Raw genomic sequence first — 22860 nt, forward strand, 5'->3', positions numbered from 1 at the left:
ATGAGCCAGATCACCCCGGAAGTCGTCGCGGCGCATTCCATCACCCCCGACGAATACCAGCGGATCATTGCCATTCTCGGACGCGAGCCCAATCTCACCGAACTCGGCATATTCAGCGTGATGTGGAGCGAGCACTGCTCCTATAAGAGTTCGCGAGTGCACCTGAAGAAGCTGCCGACGCGGTCGAAGCTGGTGGTGTGCGGGCCGGGCGAGAACGCCGGCATCCTCAACATCGGGCCTGACGCGGAAGGGCACAACTGGTGCATCGCGTATAAGATCGAGTCGCACAACCATCCCAGTTTCATCGAGCCTTTCCAGGGCGCGGCGACGGGCGTGGGCGGCATTCTTCGCGACATTTTCACGATGGGCGCCCGGCCGATTGCTGTCATGGACGCGCTACGCTTCGGATCGCTGGAGGACGTCGAGAACGGCGTCCGCAACCGGCACATCCTGGAAGGCGTGGTTTCGGGCATTGCGCACTACGGCAACTGCTTTGGCGTGCCGACGGTGGGCGGCGAGACAGTATTTGAACCCAGTTATGCGGGCAACCCGCTGGTGAACGTGTTTGCGCTGGGTGTATTCAGGGAAGACCAGATCTTCTACGGCAAGGCGGCGGGCATCGGGAATCCGGTGATCTACGTCGGGGCGAAGACCGGGCGGGACGGCATCCACGGCGCGACGATGGCGTCGGGCGAATTCACCGAAGACAGCATGCAGAAGCGGCCCAACGTGCAGGTGGGCGATCCGTTCATGGAGAAGCTGCTGCTGGAAGCATGCCTGGAAGCGATGCAGACGGGCGCGATCTCGGGTATCCAGGATATGGGCGCCGCCGGCCTGACCTGTTCCACCTGTGAGATGGGCAGCCGCGCGGGTACGGGCATCGAGATCGACCTGGCGTATGTGCCGCAGCGCGAGACGGGCATGACTCCGTACGAGATCATGCTGTCGGAGTCGCAGGAGCGGATGCTGCTGGTGGCCTACAAGGGCCGCGAAAACGAAGTTCTGGACGTGTTCAAGAAGTGGGGCCTGGACGCGCGCATCGTCGGCGAAGTGAAGGACGACGGCATGATGCGGGTGCGGAATCACGGCGAGATCGTGGCGGAGATTCCGTCGCGTCCGCTGGCGGATGAGGCTCCGCTGTATCACCGTCCGTTCACGAAGCCGCTGCGGAACGTGCCCATGGAGGCGCCGGCGTTTGCTTCCTCCGATTTGAACGCGGATTTGCTTGGCTTGGCCGGGTCGATGGACCTGTGCGACAAGCGCTGGATCTGGGAGCAGTACGACTACACGGTCCGTACGAATACGATTCAGGGCCCGGGCGGCGATGCGGCGATTGTGCGCGTCAAGGAAAACGGGACTTCCATCGCGATGTCGCTGGACGGCAACGGGCGGTACACGTTCCTGGATCCGAGGGAAGGCGCCAAGCTGATGGTGGCCGAGTGCTGCCGCAACCTGGCGTGCGTGGGCGCGCAGCCCATCGGTGCGACGAACAACCTGAACTTCGGCAATCCGGAGCGGCCTGAGATCATGGCTCAACTCGTTGAAGCCATTGAGGGCATGGCCGATGCCTGCACGTTCTTCGAGACGCCCATCACGGGCGGCAATGTCAGCCTGTATAACGAGACGCTGGGCGATCCCATCTTCCCGTCTCCGGTGATGGGTATTGTCGGCCTGATGAAGACCGAGATGCCGACACGCATCTCGTTCCTGAACGCTGATCGCGATATCTACCTGGTGGGCGGCATCGGGGCGGCCGACGAAGTGCGCATGGGTGGAACCCAATACGCGAAACAAATCGTCAAAGAACTGTGGGGGCTGCCGCCGGCCCTCGATATGGAGTTTGAGAAGCGCGTCCACACCGTGGTGAGAACCGTTGTTGCGGGTGGGCTGGCCGAGTCGGCTCACGATTTAAGCGACGGCGGGTTGGCCTGGGGTTTGGCCGAATCGAGTTTTGGGAATGGCATTGGGGCCGAAATTGAGCTCGATAGCGAGCTGCGGCCTGAACTTCTGCTGTTCCATGAAGGACCGTCGCGGGTTTTGATTTCCACCGCCGACGGGGCCGCATTGGAGCGCATTGCTGCCGAGCAGGGCGTTCCCGCCTTGAAAATCGGAAGAACCGCGGAGAACACGCTGGTCATCCGCAACCGTGGAGCAGTACTGATTGAAACCCCCGTTCGCACGCTACGCGAACGTTGGGCGACCGCTCTGGAGGCCCTGCTGCATGACGACGTTCGAGTTTGACGAACCCTTCGATAAACTTCACGAAGAGTGCGGCATCTTCGCCGTCTACGGCCATCCGGAGGCCGGGAATCTCGCTCACCTGGGGCTGCATGCTTTACAGCATCGCGGCCAGGAGAGCGCCGGCATTGCCACCTGCGACGGCAAGGAGATCTTCTGCCACAAGTCGATGGGGCATGTGGCTGAAATCTTCACAGCCGGCATCCTGAACGGGCTGCCCGGTCATTCCGCCATCGGGCATACGCGCTATTCGACTGCCGGCGACACGGCGATCCTGAATGCGCAGCCGTTTTCGGTGACTTGCAACAAAGGCAGCATCGCGGTGGCGCACAACGGCAATCTGACGAACGCCGCGGAACTGCGCAAGGAACTGGAAGACCACGGGTCGATTTTTCAGGCCACCAGCGATACCGAGGTGATTCTGCACCTGGTGGCGCGCAGCGGCCAGAAGACGCTGCCAGCCGCGCTGCGGGAAGCGCTGCTGATGATCGAAGGCGCCTTCTCGCTGGTGTTCCTGGCCAAGGATTGTGTGATTGTCGCGCGAGACCCTTATGGGTTCCGCCCGCTGGCCATCGGCCGCATGAACCTGAGCTCCGGTCCCGTGTATGTCTTCGCTTCAGAGACCTGCGCGTTCGACCTGATTGATGCGCATTACATCGGCGATGTCGAGCCGGGCGAGATGGTGATCATCGGACCCAACGGCATGCAGCGCGAGTTCTACACCGTGCCTCAGCGGCGTGCGCAGTGTGTGTTCGAGCACGTTTACTTCTCGCGGCCCGATTCCCTGGTTTTCGGCCGCAGTGTCCAGCATTCGCGCGAAATGATGGGCCGGCTGCTGGCTCAGCAGATGCCGGTGGACGCAGACATTGTGGTGCCGATCCCCGATTCCGGTGTGGCCGCCGCGCTGGGTTATTCGCATGCGTCCGGCATTCCGTTCCGCCACGGCCTGATCCGCAACCACTATGTGGGCCGCACCTTCATCGAACCGTCGCAGGCGATCCGCGACTTCGGCGTGCGCCTGAAGCTGAACCCGGTGCGGGAACTGCTGAAGGGCAAGAGCGTGGTGCTGGTGGACGATTCGCTGGTCCGCGGTACGACTTCGCAGAAGATTGTCCGCATGGTGCGGAACGCCGGCGCGAAGGAAGTGCACGTGCGCATCTCGTGCCCGCCGACGCTGTCACCGTGTTTCTACGGAGTGGATACGCCGACCAAGCGCGAGCTCATTGCCGCCAACCAGACGGTGGACGAGATACGCGACTTCATCGGATCGGACACGCTGGACTACCTGTCGCTGGAGAACCTGGGGAAGGCCGTGGTGGATGACGATCAGCGCTACTGCTACGCCTGCTACACCGGCAACTACCCCACCGACCTGGTGAACATTGAAGAGTTGATGGTTGCCCGCCCGAATCACTAAGCGCCCATGCCGGAAGTCGCCTCGTCCGCGCTCGCTGTTCCGCACTCGCGGATTCGTGAAATTGCCGATATCGCCATGGCTATGGGCGATGGCGTGTTGCGGCTCTACTTCGGCGAGTCGAACCTGCCGACACCCGATTTCCTGAAGCGGGCCGCGCAGAAGGCGATGGCCGACGGGTTTACTTACTACACCGAAAACGCCGGACTGCCTTCGACGCGCCGCATGCTGGCACGCTATTACGAAGACAAACACAAGGTCGCGATCGATCCGATGTCGGAGATTGTGGTGACCGCCTCTGGCGTCCAGGCGTTGCACCTGGGCATCCGCTGCGTGCTGAATCCTGGCGATGAAGCCATCGTGCTGACGCCTGCCTGGCAGAACCAGATGTCGATCGCGGAGATGTGCAACGCCACGGCGAAGATGGTGGCGCTGCGCTGCGAGAGCGGCCGGTATCGAGTAGATTTCGATGCGCTGGAAGCGGCTGTGAATCCGCGTACGCGGCTGCTGGTGTATACGTCGCCTTCGAATCCGCTGGGCTGGGTGGCCAGTGTGGAAGAACAGCAGAGGCTGCTGGATTTCGCGCGCCGGCACAACCTGTGGCTGCTGGCGGATGAGGTGTATGAGCGGCTGTGGTATCCGGCCGATGGGACGTTGGGCAAGCCGGTGCCGTCGATCCTGCGGCTGTGCACGCGGGAAGACGCGGTGCTGGTGGCGCAGTCGTTCTCAAAGAGCTACTGCATGACCGGTTGGCGCGTGGGCTGGATTGTGGCTCGCAAGGATCTGGCCGGCCGGGCGACGAAGTTGAACGAGTTCATGGTGTCGTGCGCTCCGGCGTTTGCGCAGCGTGCGTCGGAGACGGCGCTGGAGTGGGGCGACGACACGGTCCGCCAGATGCTGGCGCTGTACAAGTCGAACCGCGATTTCTGCCTGCAGGCCTTGCGCAAGGTGAAGGGCGTGACGGTGCCCGAAGCGGAAGGGGCGTTCTACCTGTTCCCGCGCATCGACGGCATGAAGGACTCGTTCGAGTTCTGCAAACGGCTGCTGCTGGATATGAATGTGGGGCTGGCGCCCGGCGTGGCGTTTGGCGAAGGCGGCGAGGGGTCGATCCGCATCTGCTACGCGGTCGACCGGCCGATTCTGGAAGAGGCGATGGGGCGGCTGGTTTCGGTGTTGCGGGGGTAGCGGCGGGTAGCTTTCAGCAGTCAGCTCTCAGCCTTCAGCTTAAGTTAGCCCCGGATTTCGGGCGGGTGTTTGCTCCCTGGACTGCGTGGCCGCTGCGTTTCGACGATAAACACTTCGAAGCTGACCGCTGACCGCTTCAGTGCGCCACCGGAATCTCAACCCTGGCCGCGACGGACGGGTCCCAGGGCGATTGGCCCACTATCACCGAGATGCCGTTAGGCGCGGTCTCCGGGATGCGAATCTTTACCGTGTACCAGCCGTCGTCTTTCGTAATCTCCTCAGCGACGACGTCGTGGAGCGGTCCGCCGATCCAATCCTGCCAGTACCACTGCATGAGCGATGGGTCGCGCCCGAGTCCCACCATGTGGATCCAGACCACCTCGCCGGGCTGCAGTGGCTGGAACTCGCCGGCCAGGCCGCCGCGGGTGCCGTTTTCCAGGTAGGGCAGCCACCAGATCGCTTCGGTGCCTGGAATCTCGCTGAGTTTGATCACGCGCGGGGCGATGGCGCGGAGTTCCCAGGTCAATGAGGACTGGAACGGGCTGGCCTCCTGTTCGAAGGAGAACTTTGCCTGGCCGGGTTCGACCTCCTCCGGGACCAGGAAGGTGATTGCGGTGGCGCTCGACGCGGTCACTCGCGCGGGTGTGCCGTTCACCGAAACCGCCGCGCCTTCCAGGCCGCTGCCTTTCAGGGTGTAACGGCTGCTGGGAGCAGGGAAAGCGTCAGGCGTATCGGGCCAACGGACAACTTGCGGGGTTTTCCCGACTACCGTCCGCACGTCGCCGGATTCCAGATCGCGGCATTGCAGCATGCCTTCGGTGCCGGAGTAGCAGGCGATCTGGCCGGAACTGGTGATGGCGGCATCGGCGCCGTAGCCGGCCGCGAGGTCTGTGCGCTGCTGGGTGAGGGTGTCGAGCACCCAGACACCGGCGGCTCCTTCGATGGAACGGGTGGCCACCAGCACGCGCCGGCCGTCGGCCGAGAGTTGCAGTGGTTCGCAGTTCGGGCAGTTGTCGACCAGCACTGTGATCGCGCCGGTGGCCACATCCAACTTCTTGAGCTGACCCGCGCCAAGGGCGGAACTGCCGGTGCTCCAGACCAGAGTAGCGGCGTGGCGGTCCATCAGGATCACCTGGGCCGGACGCACGCTCTCAGGCAGCGGCCGGAACTGGCCGCCGGGGCGGAGGAGACCCGCGACGTTTGGCTCCTGCAGGACCACGGCGTCACCTTCGTCCGAAACGCCAGGGGCGATGCGGAAGGCGGGCGCGATGGAGTAAGACTGGCCGGTCTGGAGGTCCAGGGCAGTGGTCGTGGTCCAAACCCAGCGGCCGTTCCGGCTGAGGCTGACCGCCTCGGAGAAGGTCCAGTCCCTGTTGTCGCTGTAGCGGTGGACCCCGATCGTGTAGATCCTGGGGGTGATGATCCCGATCTGGGGTGCGATGCGGGCCTGGGTGGCGGAGGAGGTGGGCGTGAACGGCTGGGCGGTGAGCCAGGCGACCACATCACCGTCGTCGCTGACGCCGGTGACCGAGGCCAGCAGCCGGGTGGCTGGCTCGTCCGTAGGGCCGCTGAACAGGCTTATGCCCGCCGAGCCGGCCTGATAAATCAAGGGGTTGGCCGGACCGTCGTCGCCTTTCAATCGCAAGGTGGAACTGAACCAGATGTTGGCGGCCGTGCCATCGATAGCAATGCTTTCAAACTGAGCCGCCGCTGAGAGGCGGAGCAGGAGTAGACACACGAAGATCCGTATAGGAAGAGATGGCGGCATGAGAGCCCTCTTCCTTAAGACTCACGGGCGGGCTTTTTGGGCTACAGGCCGCGGGATTACTTCCTAAGTTGGGGTGGGGCGCTATCTGGGGAACGGTTTCGGGTCGATGCCGGGGATCAGCCGCAATGCGTTCTTGTAGTAGAGCTTCTTCAGCACTTCGTCGGGCAGGCCCAGTCCGTACATCGACCAGAAGGCGTGGCGCTTGCGGTAGTAGGGGAAGTACTCGTCCTCTGTCTCCAGCACGCGGAAGTAGGTGTGATACTCCTGGGGGTTCCACGTATCCTTGCCGAACAGCACGCGGTCCTGATACTTGATGAACCAGGCTTTGGCCGCGCGCGGCTGACGGCCGAGTTCCGCCAGCACGGCGCCGATCTCGGTGTACATGTTCGGGCACTCGTCCATCAGCTTGCCGAGTTGGGCGAGGTCGCCGCCCAGCCAGCCCAGGTGGGCATTGATGAAGATGGTCTTGGGGTGGCGGCGGAACAGGCTGTGCTGCTCCTCGATGAGCGTCTCCCAGGAGGCGGTGCTGCCGTTCGAGCGGCGGCGGCCGGGCATCTCCATCATCTCGATCCAGCGCTCGTTGTGTTTGTCGATGGGGTCCCAGAATTGCTTCGGTTCGGCCGTGTGGATGAGCACCGGAATCTTGAGCCGGGCACAGGTTTCGAAGGCGGCGTCGAAGCGCGGATCGTCGACATGGATGCGGACACCCTTGCCGTCCTTCATGTCCATGCCGAACTGTTTAAAGAACTTGAGGCCGACGGCGCCGTTCTTCACATCCTGTTCCAGTTGGGCGGCGGCGCGCTTGCCATAGCCGGGGTCGTCGATATTCGAGAAGTCGAGGTTGGCGAAGACCATGAAGCGACCGGGCGCGGCGGCCTTTTCGCTCTCCACGGCGGACTTCAGGCGTTCACCAAAGCGGCCGCTGAGGTTCACCATCACCTGCAGGTTGAGGCCGTCCATGTCCGCGACGAGCTTTTTGTAACCGTCGGCAGACATGGGGAAGTTCTGGTGATTGTGGACGTCGATGAAGGGGTATTTGGCCCGCGTTTTAGGATGCTGCGGTACGACGAGCGACGACTTCGGTTCGTACTCGCGAATATCCATCGAAGTCGTGGCAGACTGCGCGGCCAGGCCCGCCGGCAGCAGGAGGAAGAGCAGAGATTTATGATTCATTGTCAGGAGTGTCCCAGGCGCTGCATGGCGAGGATTTCATTGTAAATCCTGGCTGTCAGTTCCGTGCGGGCGCTGCTGGTGAGACCTTCGGTGGGGATGGGGTCGCCGATGCGTAGCGTGACCTGGCCGGGCTTGACGTGATGCGAGTGGATGGGGAGGATATCCCCGACGCCGACGATGGCAATGGGAACGACGGGCACTCCGCCCTTGATGGCGAGGTAGGCCGCGCCGTCCTTGAACTCCGAGAGGCTGCCGGTTTCCGAGCGGCCCCCCTCAGGGAAGACGAGCATGGAAAGGCCGCGTTCTTTCATGGCTTTACCGGCGGCGCTGAGGACTTTCAGGGCTCCACGGGGGTCTTCCAGCGGCACGCTGATATTGCCGGCACGCTTCAGGTGGCCGCCGAGGAAGGGAATCGCGAAGAGTTCCTTTTTGGCCAGGAAGCGGAAGTTCACCAGTACGTACGTGAGCAGCACCGGGGTGTCGAAATAGCTGACGTGGTTCGGGCAGACCACATAGCTGACATGGGGGGCCAGTTTTTCGGCGCCCACCACGCGCACTTTGGCACCGGCGAACCATAGCAGGGATCGAGCCCAGGCGCGGGCGACAGCCAGTTGTTTCCGGCCCTCGGTATCCCACGGCGCCACGACCAGGCTGATGGAGCCCATTACGATGGTGGACAGGATTATCAGTGGTGCCCGCACCAGCACCGCGATCAGGTAGCTCAACGTCATCCCACTTCAACGCGAAAACAAGGTGATTCCGAATCCAGATTATCCCACGAGCAGGGCGCGGACCTCTCCTACCAGGTAAAGCGAGCCGGTGAGCAGCAGGACATCCTCGGGGGCGGCGGCGTCGAGCAGGGAGAGGGCATCCCTTGGTGAAGGCGCGACACGGGCCCGCGATTCGCCCGAAATCTCGCGGATTTCTTGGGCCTGGAAGGCGCGCGCCTGGTTCGGGGTGGTGAAGATCAGCTCGGTGGCGAGCGGGAACAGCATGGGTCCGATGACATGCAAGTCCTTGTCGCGCATAGCCCCGAAGACCATCCAGATGCGTTTGCCGTGATGGAAGTGGCGCAGGTAGCCGGCCAGCGCGCGGGCTCCGGCGGGATTGTGGGCGCCATCGAGGAAGAGATCCGGGTGTTGACGGACGCGCTCCAGGCGGCCGGGCCAGACAGTTTCGGCCAGTCCACGGGCAATCTGAGCCGGAGTGTACTCCAGTTGATCCAGGGCGGAGACGGCGGTGAGCGCGTTTTCCACCTGATGGGCGCCGATCAACGGGCACTCGACCTCCACCCCGCGGCCTGCGCGTGCGGCGTGAAAACGGCTGCCGTAGGCGTGCAGCGCCAGGTGGTCCACCCGCCATTCTGATGCGCGGAGCAGTGGAGCGCCCAGTTCGGCGGCGCGTTGCTCCAGCACCTGCATGGCCTCCGGGTGTTGCCGGGAGACAACCACCGGGCGGCTCGGTTTGATGATGCCCGCCTTCTCGAAGGCGATTTGCGGGATGGTGTCGCCGAGGAACTTCTCGTGATCGAAATCGACGGGCGTGATGACAGAGAGCAGCGGATCGACGACGTTCGTGGCGTCCAGGCGGCCGCCCATCCCCGTTTCGAGAATCGTGACTTCAGCGGCGGCATGGCGGAAGTGCAGGAACGCCATGGCCGTCACCGTCTCGAAGTAGGTGGGGTGCATGTCGATCGCGCCGTCACGCAGCAGGCGCTCGGCTGTTTCGTGCACTTCCTGGAAGGCGGCCGCGAACTCCTGCTGGGTGGCGGGCACGCCGTTCACTCGGATACGCTCCGTCGGCTCAACGAGATGCGGGGAAGTGTAGAGACCGGTGCGGACACCGGCGGCGCGCAGGACACGTTCCAGCATGGCGCAGGTGGAGCCCTTGCCATTGGTGCCCGCAACATGGATGAACCGACCGGAATGGTGCGGGCTGCCGAGGGCCTCCAGGATTGTGGTGATCCGCTCCAGGCCGAGTTTGATGGTCTTGTACTCGTTGCCCAGGGCGTAGAGGAATCGAACGGAATCCGGATACGGCGTGCTCAGGAGGGCTCCTAAACCTCTATGGTAGCGGAGCCCCCGGGAACGCTGCTCAGAACGGTTCGTCGGCGGTGGGTCCGTAGATGGCGGGCACTTTGGCTTCGTTCAGCCGCAGGTAAACGGTCAACTGACCGCGGTGGTGGGCCATGTGCTGGAAGACGGCGTCGCGGATCATCTGGTGGCGCGGCAGGTCGCTGACCACGTTTCCGGCAATGCGGAACTGCCAGTTGGTCAGGAGATGATCCTCGTTGGTGCCTGCCAGGGCCGACTTCGCCTGGGCGACCGAATCGTCCAGCGCCGAGAGGAGCTCGGCCCGGGTGTGCCGCTCCGGCGTCTTGTACTCCGGACCCCCTGGAGGGCGCAGATCCAGGAAGTCCTGATTCAGCATGAGCGCGATCCACATGGGCATGGTCGCGACGAGAGTAGCGAGTTGTGCCAGCGGCATGGATTTCCCGTGAGGTTTCCAGTCGGAGCGGCCTTCGGGGACACGCTCCAGCACGCGCCGCGTGGCGCTGGCTTCGCGCTCGAGTTCTTCCAGAAACAGTCCAGTGAGTTGCATCGGGCCTCCTTGTTTCAACAGGGTCAGGATATTCACTATTGCGGACAGATTCAGTCCGCAAAGAGTGGCACACTGAGTGCATGTTACAGACCTCGGCGCGGTTGCTCCGGCTTCTCTCTTTGTTCCAGGTGCGCCGCAACTGGACGGGCGCCGACCTCTGCCAGAGGCTGGAGGTGACGGACCGCACCTTGCGGAGGGATGTTGAGAGGCTGCGGTCGCTGGGCTATCCAGTGCACTCCGCGTCAGGGGCGGCGGGCGGATATCAATTGGGATCCGGCGCGTCGCTGCCGCCGCTGCTGCTGGACGATGACGAGGCCGTGGCGGTTGCGGTGGGTTTGCGGACCGCTGCCAGCGGTTCGGTGGCCGGTATTGCCGAGTCGTCCGTACGAGCGCTGGCGAAGCTGGAGCAAGTCCTGCCCAGCCGGTTACGGCGACGCGTGGCCGCGCTCACGTCGTTTATTGAGCCGTTGTCGAAGACCGGGCCGCAGGTGGACGCGGGCCTGCTCGCCGCCCTCGCCGCGAATTGCCGCGACCAGGAGGGTGTGGGTTTCGAGTATCGCGATCACCTGGGCACGGCGACCACCCGCAGCGTGGAGCCGCACTGCCTGGTGCCGACAGGGTTTCGCTGGTATCTGGTGGCCTGGGATCTGGCGCGGGCAGACTGGCGGACGTTTCGGGTGGACCGCATCGGCTCGAAACTCAGTCGTGGAGCGCGGTTTGCGGGCAGGCGTCCTCCGGAGGGCGGGTACTCGGCCTATGTGGCACGGTCGGTGTCTCTGGCTCCGTTCACGCACCGGGCACGAGTGCTGCTGCATGCGCCTTTGGAGAGTATGAAGGACCTGGTTCCGCCCACGGTGGGGCTGCTCGAACCGGCGGGCGAGCAGTTCTGCGTGCTGGCGACCGGTGCCCATTCCCTGGGGGCACTGGCCATTCACCTGTCGATGCTGGGTGTGGATTTCGAGATCCTGGAGCCGGATGCCTTGAAGGAACAGGTACGGACCCTGGCCGCCCGGCTGCAACGGGCAAGTCAATAGATGGGGGGCCGGCGGAGGAGCACCGGCCCCGGCCGTTCCAGCGGTCGTCCAACGCTGGAACGGCCAGCTCGTGGAAGATCGTAGATCTTGCCCGGGAAAGGAGTATTACCCTCCTCGGCCGGCTCCGGGATTGCGATCGCACGGATGAAGGTGGTCACCACCTTCAGAGGAACCCGGTGCGGCCGCTGCTCCCGAATCGAGCCAGCCGAGCATGTCTTGAGTTTGCCGCGATGAGTGCTTGAAGCGTATCCCGTCGATAGCGTATTTACGGTCCCGCCCAGATTGGATCGGCTAGCGGAGGCAGGAGTTTAGTGAGAGGGGAAATCTCTACAGATGTGGCTTATTTTCAGTGATTTGAACGAAGCGATGCGCGCTCGGCAGGCGGAAGGGGAGCGGCGGACGTCGACTATCCACGGGTCTCTCCGTCTTTTTCGCCCCATGAATCGTCTTTGCTTCAGAGGAAAGGTTCAGGAACAATGACCAGGGAGACCTGGAGTTGATATTCCGAGAAGTGGAAGACCGCGATCTGGTGCTGCGTGCCCGCAAGGGTAAGGTAGATGCCTATAACGCGCTCGTTTCCCGTTGGGAGACGAAGATGTACAACTACCTGTTGCGGCTCACCTCCCACTCGGAGGATGCACAGGACCTTTGCCAGGACGTGTTTCTCAAGGCGTATCAGCATCTTGCGAAGCTGGACGACCCGGCCCGGTTCGGCCCCTGGCTGTATCGCATCGCGCACAACGAGGCGATGAGCCACCTGCGGCGGCAGCGGCCGGAAGACGAACTGGTCGATCAGGCGGTGGGTTCGATGCCGGGGCGCAGGATGGCTCCGGTGGAGGTGACGCTGGCGGTGGAGTCGGCTTTGGCGCGATTGTCCAGTGAGCAGCGGGAAGCGGTGATTCTCAAGATCTACGAAGGGTTCAAGTTTGATGAGATCGCCGAGATCCTCGATTGTCCGGCGTCGACCATCAAGTCCCGGGTATATACGGGTTTGGATTTGCTGAAGGAGATTCTGGCTCCGGTGGTTCGCGGTCCGGTGCCAGGTGCGGAGTGACGGTGAGACTGATGAGGAGCAAGCAATGACTTGTCCCGGTTTTGATTGGAAGAGTTATATTCTCGACGAAATTACGGCTCCCGAGCGCCGGCAGATGGAGCAGCACCTTGCGGGTTGCGCCCACTGCCGGGAAGAGGTGGAAGGGCTGCGGTTGACGGTCACCGCGCTGCGCCGCCTGCCGGTTCAGGAGATTCCGAAGCGGATTTCGTTTGTCTCGGACCCGGTTTTCGAACCCAGCGCGTGGCAGCGGTTCTGGAACTCCGCGCCCCGGTTGGGATTCGCTTCGGCGGCACTGCTGGCCGGGGCGATTGTGCTGCACGGCTACATGGCCCGCCCGGTGCCGGCCGCCCCTACCTCGGTGGCGTCGGTCCAGATGGAGCAGCAGGTGCAGGCGCGGGTGAACGCGGAAGTGGCGCGGGTGTTGCCTGCCGCGGTCGACCAGCGAATCCAGGCTCAGCTGAAGCCGGCCATGGCGGAGTTTTCGGCCCAACTGCAAGAGGTACGCATGCAGTCGGAGAAGGGCCGGATGGCGGACATGCGGCTGGCTTCCGACGCGTGGGCGCTGCTGGAAAAGCGCTATAACACGCTGTTCGTGCAGGCGAGCCGTCAAGGAGGAGACTGATGCGCGCCCCGATTCTGATGTTTGCGCTCGCGCTGGCGCCCCTATCCGCCCAACTCTCGGCGCCTTCACGGGCTGAGATCGAAGCGATGGAGCGGAATTTCGACCAGAAGCTGCAGCGATTCAGCATGGACGCGCCAGTGGAGGTTCTCGGCCTCACGCGCGGTCTGTATCTGCAGGGTTATGGCGCCGCCTTTACGGCGGAAGTGAACCTGGTGCAGACGCCGGGGGTGTCGCCGTTCCGGCCGACTCTCAGTAAGGATGACATCGCCCGGGTACGTGCCGCCAAGATGCGCCGCTTGCCGGAGATCAAGAACCTGATGCGGGACATGCTCGTGAACTCGGCCGGATCGATGGATCGCGTTCCGATGAACGAGCGGCTGGTGCTGGGCTTGTTCCTCTTTTACAACTCGTGGGAAGACGCGGCCGGAATGCCGCACCGCATCACGATGCAGGCGCCGCGCCGGGGCCTGTTGGATGTAGCGACCAACCGCCAGCCGCGCGCCGCACTCGAGAGTCTGATTCAGGTACGGGAAGAGTAGTCATGCGGTTGGGCGAAATACTGGTACAGCGCGGGCAACTGGCGCAGGATGAGTTGGACCGCGCGCTGGAGATGCAGAAGGAGCGCGGCGACAAACTGGGCCGCATCCTGGTGGATCTCGGCTATGTCGCCCAGCGCGATATCCTTTCCGCTCTGTCCGAGCAGTTGAATGTCGCCATCGCGAAGCTGGATAGTCCGCCGCTGGTGTCGCCGGAGACTGAGCGGCTGTCGGCGCGTTTCCTGCGCCAGGCCAAAGCTTTGCCATTGCGCATGGATGGTGGAGCGCTGATCCTGGCCGTGGCCGATCCGCTGGATTTCGAAACGCTGGCCGCCGCCAAGTCGGCCACCGGATTGCGGATCCGGCCCGAACTCGCCATCGAGTCGGAGATTGTTGACGCAATCGACAAGTACTACGGCGAGGAAGAGAAACAGGACGCTATATTCGCCCAGGACGGCGAGGAGAACGCCGCGGACCTGGAGCATCTGCGCGACATGGCCAGCGAGGCTCCGGTGATCCGGCTGGTGAATGCCATGATCGCCCAGGCGGTGGAGAAGCGCGGCAGTGACATTCACATCGAGCCCTTTGAAAAGGAGTTCCGTGTCCGTTTCCGCATAGATGGCGTGTTGCACGACCAGGAAGCCCCGCCCAGGGAGCTGAAGGCGGCCGTCATTTCGCGCCTGAAGCTGATGGCCAAGCTGAACATTGCCGAGCGGCGCCTGCCGCAGGACGGCCGCATCAAGATCAAGACCATCGGCCGCGAGGTTGATTTGCGCGTGTCGACGCTGCCCACGCTGTATGGCGAAAGCGTGGTCATGCGCCTGCTGGACCGTAGCGCCGGCGACTTCTACGATCTGCTCAACCTTGGGTTCGACGACCACATGCTGCGCCGCATGGAGCACTTCACCGCAATGCCGCATGGCATCTTCCTGGTCACCGGCCCCACCGGCAGCGGCAAGTCCACAACGCTGTATTCGGCGTTGAAGCGCATCAACCAGTCGGACAAGAAGATCATCACCATCGAAGACCCGGTGGAATATCAGATGGACGGCATCAACCAGATCCACGTGAATACGCAGATCGGGCTGAGCTTTGCGATGGGGTTGCGGCACATTGTCCGCCAGGATCCCGACGTCATCATGGTGGGTGAAATTCGCGACCGGGAGACCGCCGATGTCGCGATCCGCTCCGCTTTGACGGGCCACTTCGTTTATTCGTCGCTGCACACGAACGACGCGCCCAGCGCCGTGACGCGCCTCACTGACATGGGTGTGGAGAACTACCTGATCTGCTCGTCGCTGGTGGCCGTGTTGGCGCAACGGTTGGTGCGCGTGATCTGCACGGGTTGCCGCCAGGAGGCGGGTGAACGGCTGACGCCCATGGGCGATACGATTCCCACGTTTCGGGGCACGGGCTGCGAGCGTTGCTTCGGCTCGGGCTATAAGGGCCGCATGGGCATCTTCGAACTGATGGAGATGAACGACGAGCTGCGCAAGCTGGTGATGCGCAATGCGGATGCGGCTGAAATCACACAGGCAGCCCGGAGCAACGGCATGCGCAACCTGCGCGAGGACGGCTGGCTGAAGGTGGCGAACGGCGTCACGACGGCTGATGAGGTGCTGCGTGTCACCCAGGAGTTCTAGCGCGTGGCGATGACCACCTATCATTTCCGGGCCGTCAGCAGCGACGGGAAAGCGCGCACAGGCACGCTTCCGGCCGAGGATGAGAAGCGTGTGGCGCAGGAGTTGCGGCGCCAGGGCCTGATCCCTTTGTATGTGGGACCCGCTCCGCAGGGCCGCGGCGAGATCAAGCTGCCCCAGTTTCACTTTGGGCGTAAGCGCGATGTGCTGTTCTTCACTTCGGAACTTTCGACTCTGTTGAGCGCCGGCGTGCCCCTGGACCGCGCGATCTTCATCACCAGTGAACTGAGCGAACGCGCCGAGTTCCGGGCGGTGATCAACGACATCCTGCGCCTGGTAAAGGGCGGCAAGTCGCTGGCCGACGCGCTCGCCGCCAAACCCGACTACTTTCCGGCGATCTATACAAATATGGTGCGCGCCGGAGAGGCTTCCGGCTCGCTGGCCGCGATCTTCGAGCGCCTGGCCGATTACGAGAAGAACCGCGACGAGTTGCGCGGCTACATCATCAGCTCCATGGTCTATCCGGCGCTGCTCACGGTGGTGGGCTTTGCGTCGATCACGACGCTGCTGTACTACGTGGTGCCGAAGTTCGCTGGCGCATTTGCCACATCGACTGCGCACATCCCGGCCATGACGCAGGCGATGCTCGATCTCAGCGATTTCGTCCGGACCTTCGGGCCGTGGATCCTGCTGACCGCGGTGATTTCTTTCGCCGCATTCCGTTACTACATCAGTACGTCCGACGGCCGCTACTGGTGGGATTCGTTCCGGCTGAAGCTGCCGGTGCTGGGCGACGCGATGCGCAAGGAACAGACGGCGCAGTTCACGCGGGCCATGGGCACGCTGATCGCGAATGGCGTGCCGCTGGTGCAGAGTCTCACGATCTCGCGCGGCATCATGACGAATCGCCGCATGTCCGATGCGCTGGAGTTGATCGCCCAGGGCATCAAGCGCGGCGAAGGAATTTCGCAACCGCTGATCGCGTCGGGCCAGTTTCCGCCGCTGACCGCGCATCTGATTTCCATTGGGGAAGAGACAGGCCGGCTGGATGCGATGTTCCTGCGCGCCGCAGACATTTTCGACGCCGACACCCGCGTGGCGATCAAACGCTTCACTTCTCTCTTCGAGCCGCTCATCATCCTCATCATGGGTGTGGCGGTGGGCTCTCTGATCCTCAGCATGCTGCTGGCGATCACCGGCATCAACGAAATGGCGATGTAATGGGGATAAGACCAGTTACACCTTGAGACCAATCCAATGACCCGCAGAAACAAACTCCAAAACCGCGGCCGGCGCGGCATCACGCTCATCGAGATGCTGGTCGTGCTCACGATTATCGCGCTCTTCTCCGCCCTGGTCGTGCCCAGAATGCTGGGCCAGGGTGATAAGGCTCGTGTCACCGCCGCTCATGCACAGGTCAGCTCGTTCATGACCGCCCTGGGCGCCTACAAGCTCGATACCGGCATCTACCCCAGCACGGAGCAGGGCCTGCAGGCGTTGCGGGTCAAGCCGCAGAACGTCAACCAGTGGCAGGGCCCTTATCTTCCCCAGGAGATTCCCCTGGATCCGTGGAAGAACGCCTACATTTATAAGTTTCCCGGCGAGCATGAGCCCAGCGAGCCCGAGATCATCAGCCTGGGCGCGGACGGCCAGCCTGGCGGCGATGGCATCGCGGCGGACATCGTGAGCTGGAAGGCCCAGTAGCATCATGCGCAGGCGGCGCGCGGATCGCGGCATCACACTGCTGGAGATGATGATCGTGATGACGATCGTCGCTCTGATGGTTGGGGTCATGTACCCGAACATCGCGGCGGGCCTGGATGCCATGCGGATGCGCTCCGCCACCGATTCCGTGGCTGCTTTCCTGAATCAGGGGCTGCTGCGCGCGGAACGGACCCAGGAACCCGTCGAACTGATTGTCCAACCGGGTTCGGGCCGTATGGAACTGCGTGGAGCGCTGCCGGGGTTCCAGCGTACGCTGTTGCTGCCCGACGGCATCACCATCCTGCACGTCTTCCCGGAACAGCCCGGTGAATTGCCGGAGGAGCGCAGTATTCTGTTCCTGCCGGCGACCACGCTGCCGGCCATCGGGATCGAGTTGCTGAACCGCCGCGGCCTGCGCCGCCTGGTACGAATTGATCCGCTTACCGGAACCCCCATCGTCGAAACGCCTTCCGCCAGCGTCTCTGGAGAGGAGCGCTAGCAGCATGCATCGCCGCCGCGGGTTCACCCTGCTCGAAGTGTTGGTCGCCACCCTGATCATGGGTATCGCCGTCACCGGTCTGCTCAGTGCCCTGCGGACATCCCTTCGCAACGCAGCCCGGGTGAGCGAGACCGATCGCGCCGCCGCCCTGGCGCGACGCCAGATGGACGAGTTGCTGGCTACGCGGATTCTGCCCAAGGGCAGCGCTTTTGGAGGCCTGTTTCCGCCCGACGTCTCAGGCGGAATTCCGGCCGGCTGGCAGGCCCGCGTCGTTCCAATGGAGAGCGTGGCGATGCCCGGCCAGATGCCGCCCGTCGGGTCGCGCATGATGGAGCGGATCCAGCTCGAGATCTGGTGGGGCGAGAGCCAGGGCCGCCGTACATTGAACATTGAAGCCTACCGCGGGACGCGCGTCACCGATGCCGATCTGCCGTTCTTCCAGGTGGGCGGCTTCCCCTCTGGAGGCCAGCCATGAGGGGCCGCCGCGGCATGACGCTGATTGAGGTCATGATCGCCGTCACGCTGGTGAGCCTGCTGGCGTTGGGCATGCTATTTGCCATCCGCGTCGGTCTCACCGCCATGGAATCGACTACGCGCAGGTCGAACCTGAACCGCCGAGCGTTGGGAGCGCAGCGCATCCTTTCGGCCGAAGTGGCGGGTTTCCTGCCGGTGATCGCCCGCTGCGGCGGTTCCGCGGTCGCCGAGGGCGGTTCGAATTCACCGTTTTTCGAAGGCCTGCCCACCGTGATGCGGTTCGCCTCGACTTACTCACTGCAGGGCGCATCACGCGGAGCTCCGCAGGTGGCCGAGCTTTTTGTCGTACCGGGCCAGAACGGCGAGGGCCTGCGGCTGCTGCTGAATGAACTGCCGTTCACGGGTCCGGTCGGTGCAGGATTCCTGTGTCAACCGCCGACGGCGGATCCGGCTACGGGCCTGAGCATGGTGCGGTTCGCTCCGCCGGCTCCAACTCCGCGCAGTTTTGTGGTGGCGGACCGCCTGGCGGCCTGCCGGTTCTCTTATCTGCAGTCGAACGACGTCGAGCCCGATCGCTGGGTGCCTGCCTGGACCCGGCAGGATTTGTGGCCAGCCGCCGTCCGCATCGACATCCTGCCGCTGGAGCGCGACGCCTCCCGCGTGCCGCCCATGACCTTCACGGGACGTTTCCGCCCCAACCGCCGCCCGGGAGAACAGTTTGAGTACTAGCCGCAGCCTCTCACGAATCCGGTCCGGGCGCGGCAGCGCCCTGCTTATGGTCCTGTGGCTGTCGGCGGCCCTCTCCGCGATCGCCTTCTCGGTAGCTTTGACCGTTCGCAACGAACTGAGCCGGGCTGATACGAACCTGGACGGGCTGAAGGCGTATTACCTGGCCTGCGGAGCGGCTGACCGGGCCGTAAATCACATGGTGTACGGGCAGGCCATGCGCAACCCGAACGGGACGCCTCGTTTTTGGGAAGCCGGCATGCCGCTGTTGATCTTCGACTTTCCTTCCGGCCAGGCCGTGGTGGAGATCCGGGCCGAGTCCGCCAAGATGAACATCAACACCATGGGCTCGGACGACCTGTTTAAACTGTTGCTGGCCTTGGGCTTACCGCCCGAGCAGGCGCGCCCTGCGGCGATGGCGGTGATGCATTGGCGCGGCGCCGAAGGCGGGCCGTTTGATCAGATGTATTTGGCCCGCACTCCGTCTTTTCGGGCACCGCATGCGTCATTCCAACAGATCGAAGAGCTTATGGCGGTTGCAGGCATCACTCCCGAACTGTTTTACGGCGGCTACTCGCGCACCCCGCAAGGTGCCTTGTTGCCACGTTCCGGCCTGCGTGACTGCCTGTCGATCTTCAGTCCTTCCACTGGCTTCGACATCAATACGGTCGACCCGGCTGTGATGCTGGCTGTGGGTGTTCCGCCTCCGGCCGTCGAGGCTGTTGTCGCGATGCGCCGCCGGGCTCCCATCCTGCGCCAGCAGTTGGGCGCCGTCCAGGCCATGCTGGGACCGGCTGCCGGCCGTTTCCGCATGGGGGGCGAAAAGATCTATACGCTGCGGGCCACAGGCCGCCTGCGCCGTCAGGACGGCACGTTGTCGGATCTCCGCCGTAGTGTCGCGATGACCGTGCAGATCTACTCCAAGAATTCACCGGACAATTTCCGCGTCCTCGCCTGGCAGGACAACGCGGCCGGAAGGCAGTTGTTTGACGTATGGCCCAACTGAGATCACCCCTGCTGCGCAGCTTGTTCCGATTCGGCACCGGCGCCGGCGTCGTTATCGATGCGGACAGCCTGACCGTGTACCTGGCGCGTGTCCGGCCCGGCGGCGCGCGTTTGCTCGACTCCCTGCGGATTGAAAACTTCCGCGAGCAACCCGCGGCGGAATGGGGCGCCACTTACAACAATTTCCTGGCCAGGCACTCGCAGCAGCATCTCTCCGCCCTGGTAGTGTTGCCCCGGCAGGAGGTAATCGTCCGGCTGGTCCATCTGCCGGGCGTGGCCGACCAGGATGCGGCGGCGGCCATCCGGTTCCAGCTGGATACCCTGCACCCGTTCCCTGAGGACGAGGTGGTCTACGACTTCCAGCGTGTAGGCGCCGGAGACGGGTTTGTGGTGGCTATCGCCGAACGGCGGTTTCTCGATTTTTACACGGCGTTGTTTGCCGAAGCCGGCTTGAAAACCGCGGGCTTCACTTTCTCCGGCGGCGCCGTCTTTCCTTCCCTGCGTCTGTTTGGCGCGCCTCCGGCTGAGGGTTTCCTGGCCGTCCAGGGCCTGATGGCCGGAGCCGAAGCGCCGTTCGAACTCTATGGCGAGAGCAGCGCATACCCGCTGTTCTCGGCTGAATTGGACGCGCCGCTGGACCGGGCCGGCGCCCTGGCCGCGGCCGAACTGCGGCTGCCGGCGGAGACGGAGCCCCGCGATCTCATGGATATGCTGCCGGCATGGCAGTCCGCGCCCGAGACGATGGATTTCTCCGATGCCGGCCGTTCGCGTGCCGCGCTACCCTGGGCCGCGAGCCTGGCGGCGGCCTGCCCCCGGCTGGGCACTCCGGTGAACCTGCTGCCCCTGGAGCAGCGGACCATTTCCTCGCGCGCCGCCTATATCCCCACGATTCTGCTGCTGGTGATTCTGGCCGGGCTGACCGGCGCGCTGCTCGCCCAGAACAAGGTGATGGACAACAAGTATCAGGCCCAGTTGGCGAGCGAGATCAAGCGGTTGGAGCCCACCGCCGTGAAAGTGGCGGCGCTCGACCGCAAGATTGCAGACGAGAGCGAGCGGATTCATGATCTTGACGCGTACCGCCAGCGCACGAAGGAATCCCTGGACATCGTCCTGGAGCTGACCAAGATGCTGCCGCCCCCGTCCTGGATTCTGGCCCTGCAGATCGACCCCAAGAGCGTGGTGATTCAAGGCGAAACGGAACAGGCCGACGGTCTGCTGAAGAAACTGGATTCTTCTCCCCGCTTCACCAATTCCGAGTTTTCGGCACCGCTCTCGCGTACGCCCGGCGGAGAGTTGTTCCGCATCAAGGCGAATCGCCGGGGTGCGAAATGAAGCAGCTCAGCCCCCGCGAAAAGCAGGCACTCGGCCTGTGGGTGATTGGTGTCGCGGTGATCCTGGCCATCTACTACTGGCCGGCCGGAGACTCGGGTGCCATTGGCATGGTGAGTTCGGTGCAGACGGACGAGAAGCGGCTGGCCAAGTTGCGCCGCCTGACCGCGGCCGAGCCGGGCCGCCAGGAGGTTCTGAAGAAGGTTTCGGCGGAGTTGGGCCGTCGGGAAAAGGGGCTGATCCAGGCCGAGACCGCGCCCCAGGCGCAGGCGCAGCTGCTCCAGATCGCCCGCCGTGTTGCCCAGTTGCAGCAGCCTCCGGTGATGTTCAAGAGCACGGAGTTCGCGCAGCCCCGGCCATTCGGCTCAGCCTACGGCGAAGTGGCCATGTCGGTCAGCATTGAGTGCGGAATCGACCAGATTGTGAACCTGCTGGCGGATATCAGCAATCAGCCGGAGTTGGTTTCGGTGGCCGATCTGCAGTTTGGACAGGTTCTGAATAAGCAGAAGGTGGTTCCCGTGCGCATCACGTTTACAGGGATCGTGCCCCGCAAACTGGTGCCCGAGAAGAGGGGAGGGTCCGGATTTTGAGGCGGAATCTCATCCTTCTGGATCTGCTGCTGGCGGCGTTGATCGCGGCCGTTTCCTGGCAGCTATGGAACGGTTATAAGGATCGGGCGGTGAAGCATCAGGCGTTCCTGAACGCTCCGGCTCCTGCCGCTCCTCCGGCTTTGGTTTCCATCGCACCGGTGCCCGGCCAGGTGTCGGCGTCGAACTACTACGAGATCGCCTCCGTACTGCCGTTCAGCAAAGACCGGAACCCGACTGTGATTGTGGAAGTGGTGGCGCCGAAGGCGGTGCCGGCCTTCCCGCGCTACTACGGAATGATGAACTGGGGCGGCGGCCCCAAGGTGATTCTGTCGCCCAATCCGGGCGGAGCGCAGAAGAGTTACGTGCCAGGCGACAAGGTGGGCGACTTCAAGCTGGTCAGCATAGCCCAGGGCGGGCTGGTCTTCGAGTGGGAAGGCAAGCAGTTGCCGGCGAAGTATGAGGAGATGCGGGATTCCAATGGCGCCTCCCAGCAGTCAACGAATTCGGGTGGCGGCCAGGCTGCGTCGACCAACACAGCCTCGGTAGTGAATGTGACAGCACCCGGCAGTTCAAGCTCCGAGTCGCCTGTTAAGTCGGTGACCAGCACGGTGGTGTCGGTCATTGGCGGCGACGTGCGGCGTCCGGGTGCGGATGTGGGCGGCGGCATCCGCGGCTGCCAACCGGGCGATCCCAGCCCGGCCGGTGCGATTGTCGACGGGTATCGAAAACTGGTGACCGAAACTCCCTTCGGCAAGAGCTGCCGCTGGGAACGGGTCCAATAACGGCAACTAGAAGAAAATAGGAGAGTTGATATGAAAAAACTAACAATGGCGGCGGTGGCTTTGGCGATTTGTGCCACGTCGGGTTTCGGACAGCAGGGCAGCAGCACGGCGGACAAGACGGTGAAGGCGGCCCAGGCCAAGGCGGCAGCCAAGCGGGTGCCGGCGGCGGCAGGGACGGAATTGCCGGCCGATGCGGTGAAGGTGCAGGAAGGTGTGTACAAGGCCAAGGACGCGAAAGGCAAAACCTGGATCTACTCGCGGACACCCTTTGGCTGGACCAAGACGGACGAGTCGAGCTTCAAGGAAGCGGCGCACGCTTCGGAAGTGCCCTCCATCCGAGCCATCGCCGTCGAAGGCGACAAGGTGAAGTTTGAGCGGGATAGCCCATTCGGGAAGTCGGTCTGGACGAAGCCGGTCGGCGACCTGGCGCCCGAAGAGAAGGCCGCTTACGAACTCAAACTCAACGCCAAGAACGAGAAGTAGTCA

23 protein-coding genes are annotated in these 22860 nt (G+C 63.5%); 18 read left to right on the top strand and 5 right to left on the bottom strand.

The genetic code is table 11. From position 1 onward, the window contains the following. Genes purL through ACR9Y2_RS10975 form a run of 3 tightly spaced genes read left to right on the top strand, consistent with a single transcriptional unit; the run spans position 1 to position 4837 of the window. Positions 1 to 2241: a phosphoribosylformylglycinamidine synthase subunit PurL gene (purL, locus tag ACR9Y2_RS10965; RefSeq protein ID WP_435041289.1), complete on the top strand. Its 2241-nt coding sequence runs from the start codon at positions 1 to 3 to the stop codon at positions 2239 to 2241. Then, positions 2222 to 3655, top strand: coding sequence for an amidophosphoribosyltransferase (gene purF, locus ACR9Y2_RS10970; RefSeq protein ID WP_435041291.1), 1434 nt, complete (start codon positions 2222 to 2224; stop codon positions 3653 to 3655). The genes purL and purF overlap by 20 nt, the downstream gene beginning before the upstream one ends. A 6-nt stretch (positions 3656 to 3661) precedes the next feature. Continuing rightward, on the top strand, positions 3662 to 4837 hold the full coding sequence (locus ACR9Y2_RS10975) for a pyridoxal phosphate-dependent aminotransferase (RefSeq protein ID WP_435041293.1): 1176 nt from the start codon (positions 3662 to 3664) through the stop codon (positions 4835 to 4837). Positions 4838 to 4973: 136 nt separating this feature from the next. Here ACR9Y2_RS10975 and ACR9Y2_RS10980 read toward each other — a convergent pair whose 3' ends face one another. The 5 genes from ACR9Y2_RS10980 to ACR9Y2_RS11000 all read right to left on the bottom strand — a co-directional run bounded on the left by ACR9Y2_RS10980 (position 4974) and on the right by ACR9Y2_RS11000 (position 10379). Beyond that, positions 4974 to 6605 (bottom strand): hypothetical protein, encoded by a 1632-nt coding sequence (locus ACR9Y2_RS10980; protein WP_435041294.1) that lies wholly within the window; start codon positions 6603 to 6605, stop codon positions 4974 to 4976. An 81-nt stretch (positions 6606 to 6686) separates the two neighbouring features. Next, complete coding sequence (locus ACR9Y2_RS10985) at positions 6687 to 7778, bottom strand: amidohydrolase family protein (RefSeq protein ID WP_435041295.1); 1092 nt, start codon at positions 7776 to 7778, stop codon at positions 6687 to 6689. A 2-nt stretch (positions 7779 to 7780) separates the two neighbouring features. Then, positions 7781 to 8509: a lysophospholipid acyltransferase family protein gene (locus tag ACR9Y2_RS10990; RefSeq protein WP_435041296.1), complete on the bottom strand. Its 729-nt coding sequence runs from the start codon at positions 8507 to 8509 to the stop codon at positions 7781 to 7783. Positions 8510 to 8548: 39 nt separating this feature from the next. Then, a complete protein-coding gene (locus tag ACR9Y2_RS10995) occupies positions 8549 to 9826 on the bottom strand; it encodes a bifunctional folylpolyglutamate synthase/dihydrofolate synthase (RefSeq protein ID WP_435044851.1) in 1278 nt (425 codons plus the stop codon). A gap of 46 nt (positions 9827 to 9872) precedes the next feature. Then, on the bottom strand, positions 9873 to 10379 hold the full coding sequence (locus ACR9Y2_RS11000) for a DinB family protein (protein ID WP_435041297.1): 507 nt from the start codon (positions 10377 to 10379) through the stop codon (positions 9873 to 9875). A gap of 80 nt (positions 10380 to 10459) precedes the next feature. Between ACR9Y2_RS11000 and ACR9Y2_RS11005 the strand changes: the two genes are divergently transcribed. The 15 genes from ACR9Y2_RS11005 to ACR9Y2_RS11075 all read left to right on the top strand — a co-directional run bounded on the left by ACR9Y2_RS11005 (position 10460) and on the right by ACR9Y2_RS11075 (position 22857). Then, positions 10460 to 11413: a helix-turn-helix transcriptional regulator gene (locus ACR9Y2_RS11005; RefSeq protein ID WP_435044853.1), complete on the top strand. Its 954-nt coding sequence runs from the start codon at positions 10460 to 10462 to the stop codon at positions 11411 to 11413. Positions 11414 to 11909: 496 nt separating this feature from the next. Beyond that, positions 11910 to 12467 (top strand): RNA polymerase sigma factor, encoded by a 558-nt coding sequence (locus tag ACR9Y2_RS11010; RefSeq protein WP_194448190.1) that lies wholly within the window; start codon positions 11910 to 11912, stop codon positions 12465 to 12467. A 25-nt stretch (positions 12468 to 12492) separates the two neighbouring features. After that, the gene (locus ACR9Y2_RS11015; RefSeq protein WP_435041298.1) at positions 12493 to 13089 is read left to right on the top strand and encodes an anti-sigma factor family protein; all 597 of its coding nucleotides are present in this window, start codon (positions 12493 to 12495) and stop codon (positions 13087 to 13089) included. Continuing rightward, a complete protein-coding gene (locus ACR9Y2_RS11020) occupies positions 13089 to 13628 on the top strand; it encodes a hypothetical protein (protein WP_435041299.1) in 540 nt (179 codons plus the stop codon). The genes ACR9Y2_RS11015 and ACR9Y2_RS11020 overlap by 1 nt, the downstream gene beginning before the upstream one ends. Positions 13629 to 13630: 2 nt before the next feature. Continuing rightward, positions 13631 to 15268, top strand: coding sequence for a type II secretion system ATPase GspE (gene gspE, locus ACR9Y2_RS11025; RefSeq protein WP_435041300.1), 1638 nt, complete (start codon positions 13631 to 13633; stop codon positions 15266 to 15268). A gap of 9 nt (positions 15269 to 15277) precedes the next feature. Then, the gene (locus tag ACR9Y2_RS11030) at positions 15278 to 16486 is read left to right on the top strand and encodes a type II secretion system F family protein (RefSeq protein WP_435041302.1); all 1209 of its coding nucleotides are present in this window, start codon (positions 15278 to 15280) and stop codon (positions 16484 to 16486) included. Positions 16487 to 16522: 36 nt separating this feature from the next. After that, complete coding sequence (gene gspG / locus ACR9Y2_RS11035) at positions 16523 to 16969, top strand: type II secretion system major pseudopilin GspG (RefSeq protein ID WP_435041303.1); 447 nt, start codon at positions 16523 to 16525, stop codon at positions 16967 to 16969. 4 nt (positions 16970 to 16973) lie between these two features. Then, the gene (locus tag ACR9Y2_RS11040; protein WP_435041304.1) at positions 16974 to 17468 is read left to right on the top strand and encodes a pilus assembly FimT family protein; all 495 of its coding nucleotides are present in this window, start codon (positions 16974 to 16976) and stop codon (positions 17466 to 17468) included. 4 nt (positions 17469 to 17472) lie between these two features. After that, a complete protein-coding gene (locus tag ACR9Y2_RS11045; RefSeq protein ID WP_435041305.1) occupies positions 17473 to 17943 on the top strand; it encodes a type IV pilus modification PilV family protein in 471 nt (156 codons plus the stop codon). Beyond that, positions 17940 to 18671: a PulJ/GspJ family protein gene (locus ACR9Y2_RS11050; RefSeq protein WP_435041306.1), complete on the top strand. Its 732-nt coding sequence runs from the start codon at positions 17940 to 17942 to the stop codon at positions 18669 to 18671. Before ACR9Y2_RS11045 ends, ACR9Y2_RS11050 begins: the two co-directional genes overlap by 4 nt. Beyond that, the gene (locus tag ACR9Y2_RS11055; RefSeq protein ID WP_435041308.1) at positions 18661 to 19674 is read left to right on the top strand and encodes a general secretion pathway protein GspK; all 1014 of its coding nucleotides are present in this window, start codon (positions 18661 to 18663) and stop codon (positions 19672 to 19674) included. Before ACR9Y2_RS11050 ends, ACR9Y2_RS11055 begins: the two co-directional genes overlap by 11 nt. Further along, on the top strand, positions 19662 to 21005 hold the full coding sequence (locus ACR9Y2_RS11060) for a PilN domain-containing protein (RefSeq protein ID WP_435041309.1): 1344 nt from the start codon (positions 19662 to 19664) through the stop codon (positions 21003 to 21005). Before ACR9Y2_RS11055 ends, ACR9Y2_RS11060 begins: the two co-directional genes overlap by 13 nt. Continuing rightward, positions 21002 to 21592: a type II secretion system protein GspM gene (gene gspM / locus ACR9Y2_RS11065; RefSeq protein WP_435041310.1), complete on the top strand. Its 591-nt coding sequence runs from the start codon at positions 21002 to 21004 to the stop codon at positions 21590 to 21592. The genes ACR9Y2_RS11060 and gspM overlap by 4 nt, the downstream gene beginning before the upstream one ends. Beyond that, a complete protein-coding gene (locus ACR9Y2_RS11070) occupies positions 21589 to 22374 on the top strand; it encodes a hypothetical protein (RefSeq protein ID WP_435041311.1) in 786 nt (261 codons plus the stop codon). The genes gspM and ACR9Y2_RS11070 overlap by 4 nt, the downstream gene beginning before the upstream one ends. Before the next feature lie 30 nt (positions 22375 to 22404). Beyond that, entirely contained in the window at positions 22405 to 22857 is a 453-nt protein-coding gene (locus ACR9Y2_RS11075) for a hypothetical protein (protein ID WP_435041312.1), read from the top strand. The last annotated feature ends 3 nt before the right edge of the window (positions 22858 to 22860 follow it).

Source organism: Paludibaculum fermentans, assembly GCF_051172195.1.
Lineage (GTDB): Bacteria > Acidobacteriota > Terriglobia > Bryobacterales > Bryobacteraceae > Paludibaculum > Paludibaculum fermentans_A.